Annotated in this window: 19 protein-coding genes; 14 read left to right on the forward strand and 5 right to left on the reverse strand. The window is 33.6% G+C overall.

Translation table 11 applies throughout. The features are described 5' to 3' along the window. Positions 1 to 100 precede the first annotated feature (100 nt). Positions 101 to 889 (reverse strand): LysR family transcriptional regulator, encoded by a 789-nt coding sequence (locus ACFWDE_RS21400; RefSeq protein WP_377894550.1) that lies wholly within the window; start codon positions 887 to 889, stop codon positions 101 to 103. Between the two features lie 120 nt (positions 890 to 1,009). On the opposite strand from ACFWDE_RS21400, the gene ACFWDE_RS21405 reads away from it, so the two are divergent. From ACFWDE_RS21405 to ACFWDE_RS21460, 12 genes are all read left to right on the forward strand, one after another. After that, the gene (locus ACFWDE_RS21405; RefSeq protein WP_377894552.1) at positions 1,010 to 1,555 is read left to right on the forward strand and encodes a DUF4865 family protein; all 546 of its coding nucleotides are present in this window, start codon (positions 1,010 to 1,012) and stop codon (positions 1,553 to 1,555) included. 44 nt (positions 1,556 to 1,599) lie between these two features. Beyond that, on the forward strand, positions 1,600 to 2,019 hold the full coding sequence (locus ACFWDE_RS21410) for a tautomerase family protein (RefSeq protein ID WP_377894554.1): 420 nt from the start codon (positions 1,600 to 1,602) through the stop codon (positions 2,017 to 2,019). After that, positions 2,009 to 2,332: a carboxymuconolactone decarboxylase family protein gene (locus tag ACFWDE_RS21415; RefSeq protein ID WP_377894556.1), complete on the forward strand. Its 324-nt coding sequence runs from the start codon at positions 2,009 to 2,011 to the stop codon at positions 2,330 to 2,332. Before ACFWDE_RS21410 ends, ACFWDE_RS21415 begins: the two co-directional genes overlap by 11 nt. A gap of 152 nt (positions 2,333 to 2,484) precedes the next feature. Next, entirely contained in the window at positions 2,485 to 2,928 is a 444-nt protein-coding gene (locus ACFWDE_RS21420; RefSeq protein WP_377894557.1) for a MarR family winged helix-turn-helix transcriptional regulator, read from the forward strand. A 54-nt stretch (positions 2,929 to 2,982) separates the two neighbouring features. Next, positions 2,983 to 3,924: a VOC family protein gene (locus tag ACFWDE_RS21425; RefSeq protein ID WP_377894558.1), complete on the forward strand. Its 942-nt coding sequence runs from the start codon at positions 2,983 to 2,985 to the stop codon at positions 3,922 to 3,924. 16 nt (positions 3,925 to 3,940) lie between these two features. Further along, positions 3,941 to 4,996, forward strand: coding sequence for an LLM class flavin-dependent oxidoreductase (locus tag ACFWDE_RS21430; protein ID WP_002148719.1), 1,056 nt, complete (start codon positions 3,941 to 3,943; stop codon positions 4,994 to 4,996). A 626-nt stretch (positions 4,997 to 5,622) separates the two neighbouring features. Beyond that, positions 5,623 to 7,026 (forward strand): cytochrome ubiquinol oxidase subunit I, encoded by a 1,404-nt coding sequence (cydA, locus tag ACFWDE_RS21435; RefSeq protein WP_377894561.1) that lies wholly within the window; start codon positions 5,623 to 5,625, stop codon positions 7,024 to 7,026. Continuing rightward, positions 7,013 to 8,029 carry a cytochrome d ubiquinol oxidase subunit II gene (cydB, locus tag ACFWDE_RS21440; RefSeq protein WP_002148716.1) on the forward strand — a complete coding sequence of 339 codons (1,017 nt, stop codon included), beginning with the start codon at positions 7,013 to 7,015 and terminating at the stop codon, positions 8,027 to 8,029. The genes cydA and cydB overlap by 14 nt, the downstream gene beginning before the upstream one ends. After that, positions 8,029 to 9,750 (forward strand): thiol reductant ABC exporter subunit CydD, encoded by a 1,722-nt coding sequence (gene cydD, locus ACFWDE_RS21445; protein WP_377894563.1) that lies wholly within the window; start codon positions 8,029 to 8,031, stop codon positions 9,748 to 9,750. The genes cydB and cydD overlap by 1 nt, the downstream gene beginning before the upstream one ends. Further along, positions 9,747 to 11,471, forward strand: a complete 1,725-nt coding sequence (cydC, locus tag ACFWDE_RS21450; protein ID WP_377894564.1) for a thiol reductant ABC exporter subunit CydC — start codon at positions 9,747 to 9,749, stop codon at positions 11,469 to 11,471. The genes cydD and cydC overlap by 4 nt, the downstream gene beginning before the upstream one ends. Positions 11,472 to 11,663: 192 nt before the next feature. Then, entirely contained in the window at positions 11,664 to 11,885 is a 222-nt protein-coding gene (locus ACFWDE_RS21455; protein ID WP_033718184.1) for a hypothetical protein, read from the forward strand. 278 nt (positions 11,886 to 12,163) lie between these two features. Further along, complete coding sequence (locus ACFWDE_RS21460) at positions 12,164 to 12,613, forward strand: DUF6376 family protein (protein ID WP_377894566.1); 450 nt, start codon at positions 12,164 to 12,166, stop codon at positions 12,611 to 12,613. 35 nt (positions 12,614 to 12,648) lie between these two features. Here the strand turns inward: ACFWDE_RS21460 and ACFWDE_RS21465 are convergent, their stop codons facing one another. From ACFWDE_RS21465 to ACFWDE_RS21475, 3 genes are all read right to left on the reverse strand, one after another. Next, positions 12,649 to 12,987 carry an EamA family transporter gene (locus tag ACFWDE_RS21465; protein WP_002200850.1) on the reverse strand — a complete coding sequence of 113 codons (339 nt, stop codon included), beginning with the start codon at positions 12,985 to 12,987 and terminating at the stop codon, positions 12,649 to 12,651. Beyond that, positions 12,980 to 13,321, reverse strand: coding sequence for an EamA family transporter (locus tag ACFWDE_RS21470; RefSeq protein WP_002086172.1), 342 nt, complete (start codon positions 13,319 to 13,321; stop codon positions 12,980 to 12,982). Before ACFWDE_RS21470 ends, ACFWDE_RS21465 begins: the two co-directional genes overlap by 8 nt. Before the next feature lie 199 nt (positions 13,322 to 13,520). Next, the gene (locus ACFWDE_RS21475; RefSeq protein ID WP_377894568.1) at positions 13,521 to 14,522 is read right to left on the reverse strand and encodes a S66 family peptidase; all 1,002 of its coding nucleotides are present in this window, start codon (positions 14,520 to 14,522) and stop codon (positions 13,521 to 13,523) included. Between the two features lie 219 nt (positions 14,523 to 14,741). On the opposite strand from ACFWDE_RS21475, the gene ACFWDE_RS21480 reads away from it, so the two are divergent. Both ACFWDE_RS21480 and ACFWDE_RS21485 read left to right on the forward strand, forming a co-directional pair. Next, positions 14,742 to 15,695, forward strand: coding sequence for a D-alanyl-D-alanine carboxypeptidase family protein (locus ACFWDE_RS21480; protein ID WP_377894570.1), 954 nt, complete (start codon positions 14,742 to 14,744; stop codon positions 15,693 to 15,695). Between the two features lie 243 nt (positions 15,696 to 15,938). Continuing rightward, complete coding sequence (locus ACFWDE_RS21485; protein ID WP_377894575.1) at positions 15,939 to 16,538, forward strand: nitroreductase family protein; 600 nt, start codon at positions 15,939 to 15,941, stop codon at positions 16,536 to 16,538. Positions 16,539 to 16,582: 44 nt separating this feature from the next. Here ACFWDE_RS21485 and ACFWDE_RS21490 read toward each other — a convergent pair whose 3' ends face one another. Next, on the reverse strand, positions 16,583 to 16,753 hold the full coding sequence (locus ACFWDE_RS21490; protein ID WP_002158267.1) for a hypothetical protein: 171 nt from the start codon (positions 16,751 to 16,753) through the stop codon (positions 16,583 to 16,585). Positions 16,754 to 16,961: the final 208 nt, after the last annotated feature.

Consider the following 16,961-nt stretch of genomic DNA (forward strand, 5'->3'; position numbering starts at 1 on the left):
TAAAAATCCCTCCTTTAAGTAAAAGGAGGGATTTTTATTTTCTAGAAAAGTTATAACATATATAATTCGTGAAATTGTTATTTTGTAAAAAAACATTGTTCTAGTTGAATAGTTCAATTGGAATCTTTTTATCGAACTCTCGATTTGTAAAAAAATGAACAGCTAATTTCTCTATTGGAACATCTTCAATTGGAACTAATTTATCATTTCTAATCGGTAAAAAAGCTATCCCATTTCCCTCAACAATAAACTCTTCAATAAGCGAATAAGAATCTAACTGTTGAAGTTGATGCTGGGATAGATTGTTTTCTTTTAGAAATTGTATTGTCATATTTCTAAAAGGGCACTTTTTATCGTTACTAACAAAGAAAAGTTCTTTCGAAAAGTCAATGTTACACTGTTCTTTCGCTTCTAATAAGCCTACAGAAATTGAAGTGGTGAATACTTTTTTAAACGCTGCGTCGGGATAATCCTCATAAGTTATGACCATATCAACTTTTTGTTGCTGTAGTAGTTTTTGTAAATGGCTACTACTTTCTATATATATTTGATAATTCCTGAAATTTTCTTTAATACGCATACTTAAATAATTAGTCAAAATAGATTGTGACGTCGCTATTACATAAGAAGAAGCACTTGTTTTAATTTCATCTTTGGCTTCTTCTAAAAGAGCTAATATTTTATTCGTGTAGTCTAATAAAATGTCCCCAGAAGGTAACAGGGAGACACCTTTGTTATCTCTATGTAGCAAAGGTGTTTCTAATTCTTGTTCTAATTTTTTGATTCGCTCAGTTACATTTGGTTGAACATAACCTAACTCTTTAGCAGCTTTACTTATAGAGCCTTCATTTGCTACGGTTTTAAATATAATAAGATCATTTATTTCCATCCATTTCAACCCCTTACTGGGTATCATTATAAATGATATCAAGCATAATTTATACCTATTTTACACGGATTAAACATTGATTTATCATTATGTATATAATATCGAAAGCGAGTGATAAATATGATTGGGATGCAATATAAGGTCAGTTTGCCAAAAGATTATGATATGGAAATTATTAAAAAAAGGGTAAAAAAGAATGGGTATAAAACAGATGGTTTTCAAGAATTGAAATTTAAGGCCTATTTAATTGCTGAGGCTGGTAAGAATGGAAATTTCTATAATTGTTATGCACCTTTATATATTTGGAATGAGCATGAAGGTATGAACAAATTTATCTTTGAAGGCTATTACGATAATATTTTACAATCGTTTGGATGGCAACAAATAAATATAGGCGTTCCTTTAGTTGTCAATCTAAGTGATGATTTTAAGAAAAGTATATATGTTGTTGAATGTGCAGGAAGTATTTCTCAAAGTAAATCATTAGTTGGGACTCAGTTAAATACAATGAACCAAAAGGTACAAAATACAGAAAAATGTGTAGGGAATGTAGTAGTTTATAATCCAGATAAATGGGGTTATAGTCAATTCAGCTTTTATGAAGAGAAGCCTGAAGTTGAAGCGATGAAGGATGTTACAATATATGAGGTTTTACACATTTCATAATAAAATCTTGTTGAATGCTAAAATAAGAAAAAGGAATGAAATGTATGCCTTTTGTGAACGTGTATTATCCAGAGAATATATTAAATAAAGAAGAGCTGAAAAAGATAAGTGAATGTATCCATCATTCATTAATTGATCATTTTAAAATCCCTGAAAATGATTATTTTCAAATGTTTTTACCTTATCGACTAAACGAATTTTTTTATAATCCATATTATTTGTTAGAACAAGAAGAAAAGAGAACAGAGAACATAATGCATGTTTCTATTACATGTGGACCAGGAAGAACGATAAAGCAAAAAAAGGAGTTGTATCAATCGATATCCTTTAGAATTTCGGAACATTCAAATATTAAGAGTGCTGACATTTTTATTACACTACATGAGACAGCTGCTGAAAACTGGTCATTTGGTCAAGGGGTGGCACAACTGGTGAAAATAAAGAGGGAGGAAAATGATGAATGAACCAATTGAATTTTATATTCAAAAGAAAATGAGAGAAATGGCACCTGCATTTGCTCATTATAGTGAAGAGATATTGTTTGAGGAAGTGTGGCGGGATGCCAATTTAACATTAAGAGAAAGAAGTTTATGTACAGTGTCGGTACTAATCAGTCTTGGTAATACAGAACAATTACCATTTCATTTGCGGCTAGCTAAACAACATGGGATTGCGGAAAATGAAATGATTGCATTAATAACACATATGGCTTTTTATGTTGGTTGGCCAAAAGCTGTAGCAGCTTTAAATATAGCAATGAATGAAATTAAAGGTTAAGAATAATCATAAGAAAGAATTCATCTAAAAATGAATTCTTTCTTATGATTATTTGAAATATATACTGTTGTGATATTTAAATCTTTATACTTGCTTTTTTATCACTTGAGTGGTAAAGTGATAGTAAGATTCACGATAGGAAGTGACAATATATGCGTGAAAATACGATAGGATCGTTAATCTGGTTACGTTTAATACGGTTTACAAACCAAAGTAATCAGATGTCAAATGAGTTTTTGAAACGTTTTGATTTGACGACAGCTCAATTTGATGTACTTATGCAAATACGGATTTATCAGCCACTTACACAAATGGAGTTAGCAGAAAAAGTTACTGTGACGCAGGGTGGTATTTCTAGAATGTTAACACGCCTTGAAAAAGAAGATTATATAGTACGTAAACAAGATTGGAAAACGAAAATGATTAGCCTTACTGAAAAGGGTGAAGCAGTGTTAGAAAGAGCATTACCAGAGCAACTTGCATTCCAATCATCCTTTTTTGATGATGTATTAGATGAGGAAGAACAGAAAATACTATACGCGTTAATGACAAAAGTTCATAAGCATAGTGAAAAAAAAGAATTACCACATGAGTAATTTTTTTTACACAATCAATTGACTAATCAAGTGATAGTTAGAGGGGGAAATATTATGTATACAATTCCAGGACATCACCACATTTCTATGGTGACGAAAAATGCGAAAACAAATAATGATTTTTATCAAAAAGTATTAGGATTACGCCGAGTGAAAAAGACAGTCAATCAAGATAATCCATTTATGTATCATTTGTTTTATGGCGATTTAACAGGGAGTGCTGGAACTGAATTATCATTTTTTGAAATGCCGAATGTAGGAAGAACAATCCGTGGTACAAATGCAATAACACAAATAGGCTTGCTCGTACCTTCAATAGAAAGTCTTACATTTTGGAAGAGACGTTTTGAGTCGCTCCAGGTGGCTCATGGGGAAATTACAACTTACGCTGGAAGAGACGCACTGCACTTTGAAGATCCAGATGGCCTACGGTTAGTGCTGTTAAATAATAACGGTGAAGAGGTGCCTGAATATTGGACTGCATGGGATGAATCTTCTGTAGAGCAGAATCATCGTATTTTAGGTATGGGAACAGTTGAAATGACAGTGCGCAGTTTAAATAAATTATCAAAAACATTAACAGGCTTGTTTAGTTATAAAGAAGTATCTCGTTCAGACGATGAGGGGATTTATCAATCTATTACTGGTCAATCATTTGGAGAAATTTTGGTGAAACAGCAAGAGGGAGAGAGTGAAAGACCTGGAAAAGGAAGTATTCATCATTTAGCTATTCATGTAAAAAATGATGAAGAACTGAGTTATTGGAATGAAGCGGTGAAAGATAAAGGGTTCCAATCAACAGGGATTATCGATCGCTTTTATTTTAAAAGTTTATATTTCCGTGAGTCAAATGGCATTTTATTTGAGATTGCGACGGATGGACCAGGATTTACAGTAGATTCAGCAGTTGAAGAATTAGGAAAAGAGCTGGATTTACCACCATTTTTAGAAGAGAGAAGAAAAGAGATTGAAGAGAAATTAATACCACTTGATTAAAAGGGAGAGAGCAAATATGGAAAAATACCGTATTGATACAAGTAAAGGAATTGAATTTGGATTATATTCAATTGGAGATCATATTTTAAATCCACATAATGGTTCGAAAATAAGTGCAGAAAAAAGAATTCATGAACTAATTGAAACAGCCAAGTTAGCAGATGAAGCTGGAATTGATGTGTTTGCTGTCGGTGAAAGTCATCAAGCGCATTTTACGACGCAAGCTCATACAGTTATTTTAGGAGCTATTGCACAAGCTACGAAAAATATTAAAATCGCGAGTTCTGCAACAGTATTAAGTACGTCAGATCCGGTTCGTGTATATGAGGACTTTGCCACAATCGATTTAATTTCTAATGGTCGTGCTGAAATCGTTGCTGGTCGTGGATCTCGTATTGGAGGATATAGTTTACTTGGTTACGATGTAAATTATTATGAAGAACTATTTGAAGAGAAGCTGGATCTTTTATTAAAAATAAATAAAGAAGAAAGTGTAACATGGAAAGGGCAGTTTAGAACACCACTTGAACATTCGGCAATTATACCAAGAGCTAAAAATAACAATATGCCAATTTGGCGTGCTGTCGGAGGGCCACCTGCTAGTGCAATTAAGGCAGGACGCGCAGGTGTACCAATGATGCTTACGACACTTGGTGGCCCAGCTATTAATTTTAAAGTTTCGGTTGATGCATATCGTGAAGCTGCTGAGCAAAGTGGTTTTGATCCAGCGACATTACCAATTGCGACAACAAGTTTATTTTATACAGCAGAAAATTCACAAGATGCACTGAGTGAATATTATCCTCATATTAATGCTGGTATGCTTGCACTACGCGGTGGTGGGTATCCAAAACAACAATTTACTAATGCAGTAGATCATCGTGATGCGTTAATGATTGGTAGCCCACAACAAATTATTGAAAAAATGCTTTACCAATATGAATTATTTGGACAGCAACGTTTTATGGCACAAATTGATTTTGGCGGTGTACCATTTGATAAGATTGAGAAAAACATTGAATTAATTGCTACTGAAATTATGCCGGCTGTTAGAAAATATACAACGAAATAATGATAAAAGTACCGGGGATATAATCTATTCTCGGTACTTTTTTATTTAGTCAGTTTGGAAAAATGACGAAAAAATGAATTTTTAGTCTAAAAAAAGGAAAGGATTTTTCTATTTGTGAATAACAATATTGTTGATTTGAATTTTGGAAATACATTTTTCTCTTGACAAAAATGTAGCGTGTTTTTGGATTTGATTCGAGGACATTTTTTAAGAGGAAAGTCAAGAGTATGAAGAAGGGAACGTAATAATAATTGATATAAGAGTATGTTATATGTTTGAAAAATACGTTTTTCAAATGTAAGAAATCAAATTCAAAAAAATTACAAAAGACATATTTCAGACAAAATCCTGTCAATAATACGTCAAAAATCACCTGAATTTATTATGTAAGTATATTATACAATTCGATTAACGAATAAAACACTACTGAAATAGTGAAAAGGTAAATCGTATGAAGAAAGTTCTTTTGTAATTATCTAAAAAACTGACAATCTATATTTTCAGAAAGTACATAAACGAATTTATCTTTTTGTATTTCCAAATGATTGAATTGTTCGTTATGAAGTGAATTCATACAATTCAATCGATATTACGATATAAAAAATTATAAAGGAAGTGACTTTAGCATGGAAACGCTCGAATTGGCACGAATACAATTTGCATCTACAACGATTTTTCATTACTTTTTCGTTCCGCTATCTATTGGTTTAGCTTTTATCATTGCGTTAATGCAAACGTTGTATGTGGTAAAGGGACAAGAAGTTTATAAGAAAATGACAAAGTTTTGGACACAAATATTCCTTGTTAACTTTGCAGTAGGTGTTGTAACAGGTATTTTACAAGAATTTCAGTTTGGTATGAACTGGTCAACATATTCACGTTTTGTTGGTGATGTTTTCGGACCGTCACTGGCGATTGAAGGTTTATTAGCATTTTTCATTGAGTCTACATTCCTAGGTTTATGGGTATTCGGTGAGGATAAACTTCCGAAGCGAGTTCACCTTTTATGTATTTGGCTCCTCTCAATAGGAACAATGTTATCAGCATTTTGGATTTTAACTGCAAGTGCATTTATGCAGTCCCCAGTAGGATATGAAATGGCTGCAGATGGACGTGCGCAGATGAATGATTTCTTGGCGATTATTCAAAATCCACAACTATGGGTGCAATTCCCGCATACAATTACAGCTGCACTTGCAACAGGCGCATTCTTTATTGCTGGTGTTAGTGCATGGAAAATTGCAAAACAACAAGAGACTGAGGTGTTTAAGAAGTCTTTCCGAGTTTCTATCATTGTTGGAACAATTTCAACAGCATTGGTATTATTTTTCGGTCATGCACAAGCGCAAAATTTAATTAAGACACATCCGATGAAAATGGCAGCAGCTGAAGCATTATGGAATACGAGTGAGGATCCAGCGCCATTTACAGTATTTGCAAAAATTGATACAGAGAAGAAAGAAAATTCGTTTGAAATTCAAATCCCTTATATGCTAAGTCTATTGTCATACGATAAATTTAGCGGTCAAGTAGAAGGAATGAATCAAATTCAAAAACAATATGAAGAAAAATATGGACCTGGAGATTATATTCCGCCAGTACATACTATGTTCTGGAGTTTTAGAGCGATGGTAATGAGTGGAACATTCATGCTTCTTCTAGGAGTGTACGGCTGGTTCTTATCAAGAAAAGATCGTTTAGCTGAAAAAACTTGGTATTTAAAATTAATGGTATATGCAATTGCACTACCGTTTATCGGAAATACAGTAGGTTGGATTATGACTGAAATGGGACGTCAGCCTTGGGTTGTCTTCGGTGTTATGAAAACAGAAGATGCAGTATCTCCAAACGTTTCATTTGGAGAAGTATTATTCTCTCTTGTTTCATTCACATCACTATATGTAATTATTGGAGGCATTACTGTTTACTTATTCGTTCGTATCATTAAAGGACATGCGAATAAGAAAACGAAAAAGGATTATCAGAGCCATGATCCATTTGATAAGGAGGAAGAGTATGTTATCTCTTAATGAGTTGTGGTTTCTAATTATCTCAACCTTATTCGTTGGCTTCTTTGTACTTGAAGGTTTCGATTTTGGTGTAGGAATCGTTTCAAGGTTTTTAGGAAAGAATGATTTGGAAAAGCGTATATATTTAAATACAATTGGACCGTTTTGGCACGCTAATGAAGTATGGCTTGTTTGTGCTGGTGGCGCTATGTTTGCGGCATTTCCGCATTGGTATGCAACTTTATTTAGTGGGTTCTATATTCCGTTTGTGTTTATGCTTCTTGCATTAATTATAAGAGGTGTTTCCTTTAAATTCCGTGCGAAAATAGAAAACCATAAGTGGAAAAGTTTCTGGGATTGGGGCATGTTTATTGGAAGCATGCTACCTCCTATACTTTGGGGAGTTGCAATTGCAAACTTTATGACAGGTGTACCAATTGATGAAAGTAAAAATATGGTAGGCGGATTTATGAAATTACTTCACCCATTTGCATTACTTGGAGGAGTTATGTTTCTTCTTCTATGTATTGTTCATGGTTTGCAATTTCTTACTATACGTACAACAGGAAAATTACGAGAACGCGCACGTATTGCCGCAGCAAAGATTGCACCTTTTGCATTAATAACACTTCTTGTTTTTGCAGCTGTAGGGTTATGGAAAACAGATATTTTCACTGCACATGGTTCAGAGTGGCTAATGGTTCCGATTGGAGCTTTTGTAGCACTATTTGTTTCTACTTTATTAAATAAAAGAAGAAGAGATGGTTGGGCCTTCTTTATGACGAGCTTAACAATCATTTTGCTCAGTGCAAGTGTGTTCATCGGTATGTTCCCGCGTGTCATGATTAGCTCATTAGGAGCGGTAAATGATTTGACAATTTATAATGCGGCATCAGGACCTTATGCATTAAAACTGATGAGCTATTTTTCTCTTGCTATTTTACCATTTGTTATCGGTAGTCAAATATGGAGTTTCTATGTATTTAGACAACCTGTTAAGTCAGACAAAGATTTGGAGTACTAATGAAAAGAAAAAGAGGACTTCCGTCGTATCCTGGTAGCCGAGCTTTATATGTGACTTTAAGTCTTATTAGCATTTTAGAGGCGTGTAGTATTATTGCACAGACAGTGTTTTTAGCACGAGCGATCACATTTTTATTTCATGGAGAAACAGTGCAAGCTGTGCTAAATGAAACTGTTTATTTTGGGATCACGTTTGCAGCACGCCAAATGTTGGTGCGAACATCGCAAATATTGGTTGAGCGTTTCGCTGAAAAAACAGGATTTGCATTACGTAAACAGTTAATAGAAGCATATTTTACGTTAGGACCGAGATTTGTCCAAACGAATGGGACTGGTCATCTGGTTACTTTATCGATAGAAGGTATTGAGAAATTTAAAACATATATTGAATTGACAATTCCTAAAATGATTAGAAGTAGTATCGTACCAGTAATAATCGTTCTATATGTTTTTACACTGGACATTGAGTCTGGAATCATTTTAGTTGTAACGATTCCAATCGTGATTATATTTATGATCCTTCTCGGATTAGCAGCGCAGAAAATGGCGGATAGCCAATATGAGACATATCGTGTACTTTCTAATCATTTTGTAGATACGTTAAAAGGATTAGAAACATTAAAGTATTTAGGGAAAAGTAAACAGCACGAAGGAAAGATTGAAAAAGTAAGTAAACGATATAGAAAAGCAACGATGCGTACTTTGCGAGTTGCTTTTCTTTCTTCTTTTGCATTAGATTTCTTTACGAGTTTATCAATTGCATTTGTAGCAGTCGGATTAGGGATACGGTTAATAGATGGAACGATAATACTATTGCCAGCTCTTACGATTTTAATTTTAGCGCCGGAATATTTTCTGCCGATAAAACAGGTTGGAGCGAATTATCATGCTACATTAGATGGACAACTTGCAATGGAGCAAATAGAAGAAATTCTACAGAAACAAAAAGAAATAGAAAAGAAAGATTCAAATGTAGATATAGTATGGAATTCTTCTAGCAGCTTGAAATTACAAGATGTAAAAGTAAAGAATGATGAATCTGAAAAGGCTATATTAGAGGGAATTGATTTTACTTGGAAAGGTAACGGTGCTATAGGCATTATTGGTGAAAGTGGGGCAGGGAAATCAACGTTAATCGATGTGTTAGCAGGATTTCTACCTCCTTCGGGTGGGAAGATGTTAGTAAATGGTGTGGAAATTGGTGAATCTACTCGAGAAGATTGGCAAAAAAATATTGCTTATATTCCGCAGCAACCTTATATTTTTCCACTTTCATTAAAAGATAATATTTGTTTCTATGAAACGAATACAACTGATGAAGAAGTTGAGAGAGTTATTAATGAAGTTGGTCTTCGTTCGCTCGTTGCATTATTACCACATGGGATGTACGAAAGAATTGGAGAAGGTGGACGTATGCTTAGTGGCGGACAAGAACAACGTGTCGCTATGGCACGTGCACTTTTAAGTAAAAAGCCAATCATTTTATTAGATGAACCTACAGCACATCTTGATATTGAAACTGAATTTGAAATAAAGCAATCGATGTTACGTCTGTTTGAAGGTAAGCTAGTATTTCTTGCAACGCATCGTCTCCATTGGATGAAGCAAATGGATCATATTCTTATTTTAAATAAAGGGGAAATTAAAGAAAGTGGAACATATGAAGAGCTTTTAAAGAATGAGACATTACATTTTCATAGGGAAGAGAGGGGAGAGCGATGAGTAACTGGATTAAACCTCATATACAGCAAAATAAAGGTAGAATGACGTTGACTATTTTCCTCGGGCTTCTTGGAGTTAGTTCAGGTGCGATGTTACTTTTCATTTCAGGTTATTTAATTTCTAAATCTGCTCTCAGACCAGAAAATGTAATGGTTGTATATGTTCCTATAGTTGCAACGCGTGCGTTTAGTATAGGGCAAGCTGTCTTTCATTATTTAGAGCGTTTAGTAGGGCATGAAGTCGTTCTACGAATTTTAGAAAAAATGAGGACAAAACTATATAGAATTGTAGAACCACAGGCGTTATTTTTGCGCTCAAGATTTCAAACTGGTGATGTACTAGGTGTATTGTCTGATGATATAGAACATTTACAGAATCTATATTTACGTACAATATTCCCTAGTATATTAGCGTTAGTTGTATATAGCATTTTCGTACTTGTTATCGGTGCATTTGACTTAGTATTTGCACTTATCGCAGCTTGTATGTTAGCTGTTATTGTTTTTCTTCTTCCATTCGTATCACTACTTTTGATGAAACGACATCATGTTGCTTTGAAGCGAGGAAGAAATCGTTTGTATCAACAATTGACAGATGCTGTATTTGGGTTATCTGATTGGCAGGCGAGTGGTAGAAAAGATGAATTTATTAATGCGTATGTAGAGCAAAATGTCCAGCTGTTAAAGACAGAAAAGAGAGTGAAACGCTGGTACCATATTCGGGATAGTATCATTCATTTAATAGTAGGTATTGTAGTTATTTCGATGATTTTGTGGACTGGCAATCAAGCGGCAAGTGAACAAATTGCACCTACAGTTATCGCAGCATTCGTATTAATGACATTATCTGTGACGAATGTGCTTATTCCTGTATCAGATGCTATTGATCGAATTCCATCTTATATAGAATCTGTTCATCGGCTTAATGGCGTAGAAAGTGATAGCTCTTTAGATGATGGAAAGGAGTTACCTGGAGATAAAGAATACGTTGTACCAAAACATGTAGATATTGAACTGAGTAATGTGTCGTATAATTACCCGAATAGTAATGAATCCGTATTAAAAGACGTATCATTGCAAATAAAGGCAGGAAAGAAAATTGCTATTTTAGGTAGAAGTGGAACAGGGAAATCTACTTTATTAAAATTGTTAACTGGGGCACTACGTCCGGTGAATGGCCAAGTTATATTGAATGGTGAACAAGCTCATACGGATTTTTTGTCAAAATATATTTCTGTATTAAACCAAAAACCACATTTATTCGATACGACAATTGGAAATAATGTGCGGATGGGTAAACCAGAGGCTAATGATGAAGAGATATGGAAGGCTTTAGAGAAAGCACAGCTAGCACCGCACATTGCTTCTCTTCCTGATGGATTACAAACAAAAATGCATGAAATGGGAAAGAGGTTTTCTGGCGGAGAAAGGCAAAGGGTAGCATTTGCAAGAACTCTTATGCAAGAAGCGCCGGTCATTGTACTTGATGAACCGACTATCGGTTTAGACCCTAAAACGGAATTAGCCTTAATAGAAACAATGTTTTCTGCAACAGAAGAAAAGACTGTTATTTGGATTACACATCATCTTGTAGGAATTGAACATGTAGATGAAGTGATTTTCCTTGATAGTGGCCAAATCGCTATGCAAGGTAGTCACGAACAGCTACTGAAAGAAAATGAGAAATATCGTAGATTATACGAGCTTGATAAAGGTATATAAGAATGAAATGAAAAAAAACACAAATTATTGATAGTTCAAGGTTTGTGTTTTTGTATTTGTGGTGAAATCATATAGACCGTATAAGCTAGTTGAGCATGAAATGGTATATATTTGTTAGAAAGGGTGTTTAAAACCTATCCTTTCAAGGCAATACTGAGCCATAGTGAATGGATTGTTGGAAGGCGTGATTATATGTTTGAAGAGGATGGCATTGTTTTAATTCTGGAGCCTGCTGATGAACGGAATATGAGGAAATTTATTTTTACAGTACCGAAGTCAGTTTATGAAAAAAAAGAGATTTTACTACATTACGGAACACCTTTAGGCCAAGGATATACGGACATTATAGAAGATATTATTAGTGTACATATAGACATAGATATTGTAACGGTAATAGGGCATGTGAGAGGATAAAGAGAAACTTTAATTAGTGGGAATCATACTGACCTTGAAAACAGACGTACTTAAAATAAGTATGTCTGTTTTTATATTTACATGAAGATAGTTTTGAGGTGGAAATGAAAAAGTATATGATAAATTGTTCGAGGTACATGTTGAACAGGATAATAATGATTTCTCTAGAATGTATAAGAGGAAGATTAAAAAGTAAGATATGATGTGATAAGGTGTATAAGAAGAAAACAAAGTGTTTATAAATGAATAAAAGTATGACAATTATTTAGGAGGTAAAAATGAAGTTTATAAAAATAATGTTATTTTCAATTGTAGTTTCAATTGGTTTGATGGGATGCTCGATAGTGGAGGAAGGGAAAAACTCCCTAGATTATGCTCAAAAAGCGACAGACTATGTGAATAAAATAAGTGCATTTGCAAATGAAGCGCCAGCATTAGCTGAAAAAGCTGTTAATGATGGAGAAGCTCGAAAAGAACTAGAAACGAAACTTACTGAAATTAAACAAGATATACCAGCTTTTAATGAATTAACACCACCGGATGTAGCGAAGGATCTTCACCAGCAAATCGTCGGATATAATGAAAAGTTAAATACATTAATTGATACATCTATGCAAAAGATAGAGGAAGGAAAAATGAATGTAGAGCAGTTTAAAAACTCTGAGCTTATGCAGACGATAGAACAAGTTCGTGATTTGAAAGAGAAGGTTCAAAATTTAGGGCAATAATAAAAAGATCCGTTTTTCATAAACGGATCTTTTTATTATTGTATACAATAGACGATCACACCAATGACAATAATAATGTTGCCAATGATTTTCCGTTTCGTTATTTTTTCACCTAGGAAGTACCAACTGAAAATTAATATAATAATATAACTTAATGATTCTAATGCAGATGCTTGCTTTAATGCCAAGCCTTTTAAGGCAATCACATTTAATCCGGCATTAATTACAAATAAAAAGTAGCCGATGATAACATAAGGATTCACATATTCTTTTATTCTAGAATCGTATTGTTGTAAAGTAGCCTTTTTTAATAATATTTGTGAGTAATTGGCTAAAATTATCCCAAATATCAATAATAACATATAACTATTCATCTTTTGTCACCACCACAATTCCGACGATAATAATAGCTGCGCCAAGTATGTGATTCCACTGTATCGTATCTCCAAATAGGAATACTGACCAAAGCATTGACCATAGTATTATTATCCCACGGTGTGAATATGCTCTAGAAATTTCAAAATTCTTAATGACTTGTTGCCATAGAATTGCATATCCGAATAAAAGTACAACAAGTCCGAAGTAAGCAATAAAAAATGAAATTGATGCAATAGGGAATTGAGATGCCCATTTCATGTAAACCATAATGATAGAATATATCAAGAAGGCCACATGTAAAAATACATAGTTTTTAATAGTTGGTTTCATATATTCACTCTCTTTTACATTTATATACATGTATGTAAACTCGATGTATATAATCAATAGCTTCTTATTATATATAAAAGGCATATTGAAATGATTTTTGTTTATTCCTTCACATTCCAAAATATATAGTATCATGTCTTCTAATGTAAAACAATAGAAGGTCCTACGTAGCTATGGAGTTGAAATAGAGGTAGTAGAGTTAGATTTTCCATCGCTCTATAATTTGTATCGTTTTATTTGTTGCATCCATCTCTACTTGAATACCTATTGGCAAAGTAATCATTGGATGCGTATGACAACAATCAAAATCGGCTAGAAAAGGAAGTTTTTGATTTTGTAATACTTCTAATAATATTTCGTAAGGTTTTCGATTTGTACCACAATCATCGAACTGCTCATGTTTTCCAAGGATGATACCTGAAACTTTATCAAAAACGCCGTTAATTTTAAGTGATGAAAAACTTCTTTCGATAGTAGATGCATCTTTTGAGCTATCTTCAATAAAGAGAATGTCACCTTCTTGAATATGCGGCATATAGGGGCTACCCCAAATACCTTGTATAGTATTTAAATTCCCACCAATAATACGTCCAGTAGCTTTCCCACCAATTACTGAAATCCAATTGTTCGGTCGAAGATCTTTTTCTTTCGTTTTTTCTTCCCAATTAATAAATTCATCTGACCAAAATAACGGCTGGTTTATGTTGTAAGGAAGGTGTTGATCAGTTAATAAAGTATCCGCAAAATATTTGTACGTGCAATCTACGAAAGGCTCAAATTCACCAAAAGAGGGAACGAGTGCTGGACCATAAAATGTAGGGATTCCTGTTTTTGCATAAATTCCTAGTAATAACGCTGTTGCGTCTGAATAGCCAATCATTATTTTAGAGTTTTTTTGAAAAGAAGCATAATCAATATAAGGTAATAATGAATTTGAATTCATTCCCCCAATTGTCGACATGATACAAGAAACGTTAGGGTTTCTAATCAATTCATTTAGTTCCTCAGCGCGATCTTTAATGCTCCCTGAACGATAATAATCATATTGACCTGTTAGTGAACCTTCTAATATATGAAATCCTTTCTTTTGTAAGTATAATTTTGCTCGCTCAAATCGCTTTGGAGAAGTATTGGTTACTGGTGAAGAAGGAGAGTAGATGCCAATTGTATCACCATATTTTAATGCTTTTGGAAGTATCATTTGTATAAATCCTTTCTACTATATAGTGTTTTTTCACTTAGATGTTATTGAATATTCTTATATTTCGTTATTTTTAGTGTAACACATATGAAAAAGAGAAAGAGGTTGAAATTATAATTGCTGTAGATGAATAAATATACTTTTTACCTTGACGATATAAAGTAATTGTTGTTATGGTTAAACATGAGTGTATAAAAGGTTTGCTAAAGGAGTTTTAGAATGAAGCGGTTAAAATGGGGAAGATTAACAATCCTATTAGTAGTAATTCTAGGTATATGTTGGTTCTTTTTCCAAGGAGTTCAAAAGAGTGAAACAAATGTAGATACTCAGCCTTTACAAGTGGCAGAGCTACCTAAAACAGGGCTATCTGAAAAAGTAGTTCCACCAAAATATATACCACCAGAAATTGATGCAAAAGCAGCTATTATTATCGATGCGAGTAATGGAGAAGTTATTTATCAAAATAATGAAAATGAAGCTGTTGCCCCTGCTAGTATGTCAAAAATGATGACAGCATATCTCGTTTTAGAGAGTATACATAATGGGAAAGTCCGCTGGGAAGATCCAGTGAAAATAAGTGCGAAATCGGCACAAACAGAGGGTGCAAAAATCCCAATGCAAGTAAATGATACATTAACTGTTAAGGACTTATATCAAGCGTTAATGATTGAATCGGCTAATAATTCGGCTGTCGCTTTAGCAGAATATATAGCTAAGACGGAAAAAAACTTTGTTCAACTTATGAATGAAAAAGCCCAGCGGTTAGAAATGTCAGATAAAGCTAAATTCGCGAATGCTTCCGGATTACAGGAGCCCGACGGAAGTGAAACAAAAATGACAGCAGCTGACGTAGCAAAATTAGCGTATCATCTTATAAAAGACTACCCAGAGATATTAGAAGTGACTCACTTACGTCAAAGTCAGTTAGCATTTAATAATGTTAATGTTACAAGCACAAATGAGATGTTAAACAAAAATAATAAAGCTTTATATATAGAAGGAATAGACGGATTAAAAACAGGATTTACAGATAGCGCAGGGTATTGTTTTACAGGTACTGCAAAACAAGGCGATAATCGCATTATTACAGTTGTTATGGGGACAAAAAGTAAAACAAAACGTTTTACAGAAACACAGAAGCTGATGTCATATGCTTTTCAATTGGTTAATTAGGTGAAGAAGTAAGTTAATTGCTATAAAAAAAGACAGACAGTTTATTTGAACCTTGATTTTGGTGATAATAAGCTGTTTTTTAAATTTTGGGAGTATGAGGGGGAAAACTCAAGTGATATCATTTGAGTTTGTTTTTGTTTGTTGATATTATTAAGTTAAGAACTTATTAATAATAAGTTCAAGGGGCATTATATGCTTCGTACATATGATACTGCCTCAAATGAAAAATTGGAGGGAATTGTAATGGCAAAAGATTTTTACTCAGCAATTGAAGACAGAAGATCTATTTACGCGATTAGTAAAGAGCAAGTAGTTTCTGATGAAAGAATTCAAGAAGTGATTTATCATGCTGTGAAACATACACCTTCGGCTTTTAATTCTCAAAGTGCAAGAGTTGTTGTATTACTAGGTGAACAACACGACAAATTATGGGACGTTACGAAAGAAACGTTACGAAAAATTGTACCTGAAAATAATTTTGCACCTACTGAAGAGAAAATGAATGCATTTAAAAATGGCTATGGAACAGTTTTATATTTCGAAGATAGTAAAGTAGTAGAAAGTTTGCAAGAGAACTTTGCACTATACAAAGATAATTTTCCTACATGGTCTCAGCAATCTTCTGGAATGTTGCAATTTGCGATTTGGACAGCATTAGAGATTGAAGGTTTTGGTGCTACATTGCAGCATTATAATCCGTTGATTGATGAAGAAGTAAGGAAAGAATGGGATGTACCTGGAAACTGGAAGTTAACTGCGCAAATGCCATTTGGTAAACCGGTAGTTTCTGCAGGAGATAAAGAATATCAGCCATTAGAAAATCGTGTGAAAATTTTCAAATAAAATAAAAAATAAAAGGTGAACAGAGATATAATCTGTTCACCTTTTTATACATGGTATGAGTTTTTATGCTGAATTGTTTTCATTTGCTCTTTTAGTTCGTTTTTCTTTGTTTCAATGATTGTTACCTGTTTAAATGTTGTAAACGATAATAAGTGAGTAAGAGCAGAGTAAAGTTCGATATTATTATTTATGTGATCGTCTATTATTTTTTCCACAAATGCAACTCCTCTTTTTATGTGATTATACATATTCTATCAATAAAACCCTAACAATTCCATATTTAGTAGGGAAACAAAATAGTCAATTGTGTTTTTGGGATGGGAGTGCTCTCGAGGGGGGCGTGAAATCTTACAAATCATCACGTTGTTTAAAATCATACATAGTATAGAGAATTCATTTTCTTAAAATATTATACTATTGATT

Origin of the sequence: Bacillus sp. NPDC060175, from assembly GCF_042728695.1 — a bacterium.
GTDB lineage: Bacteria > Bacillota > Bacilli > Bacillales > Bacillaceae_G > Bacillus_A.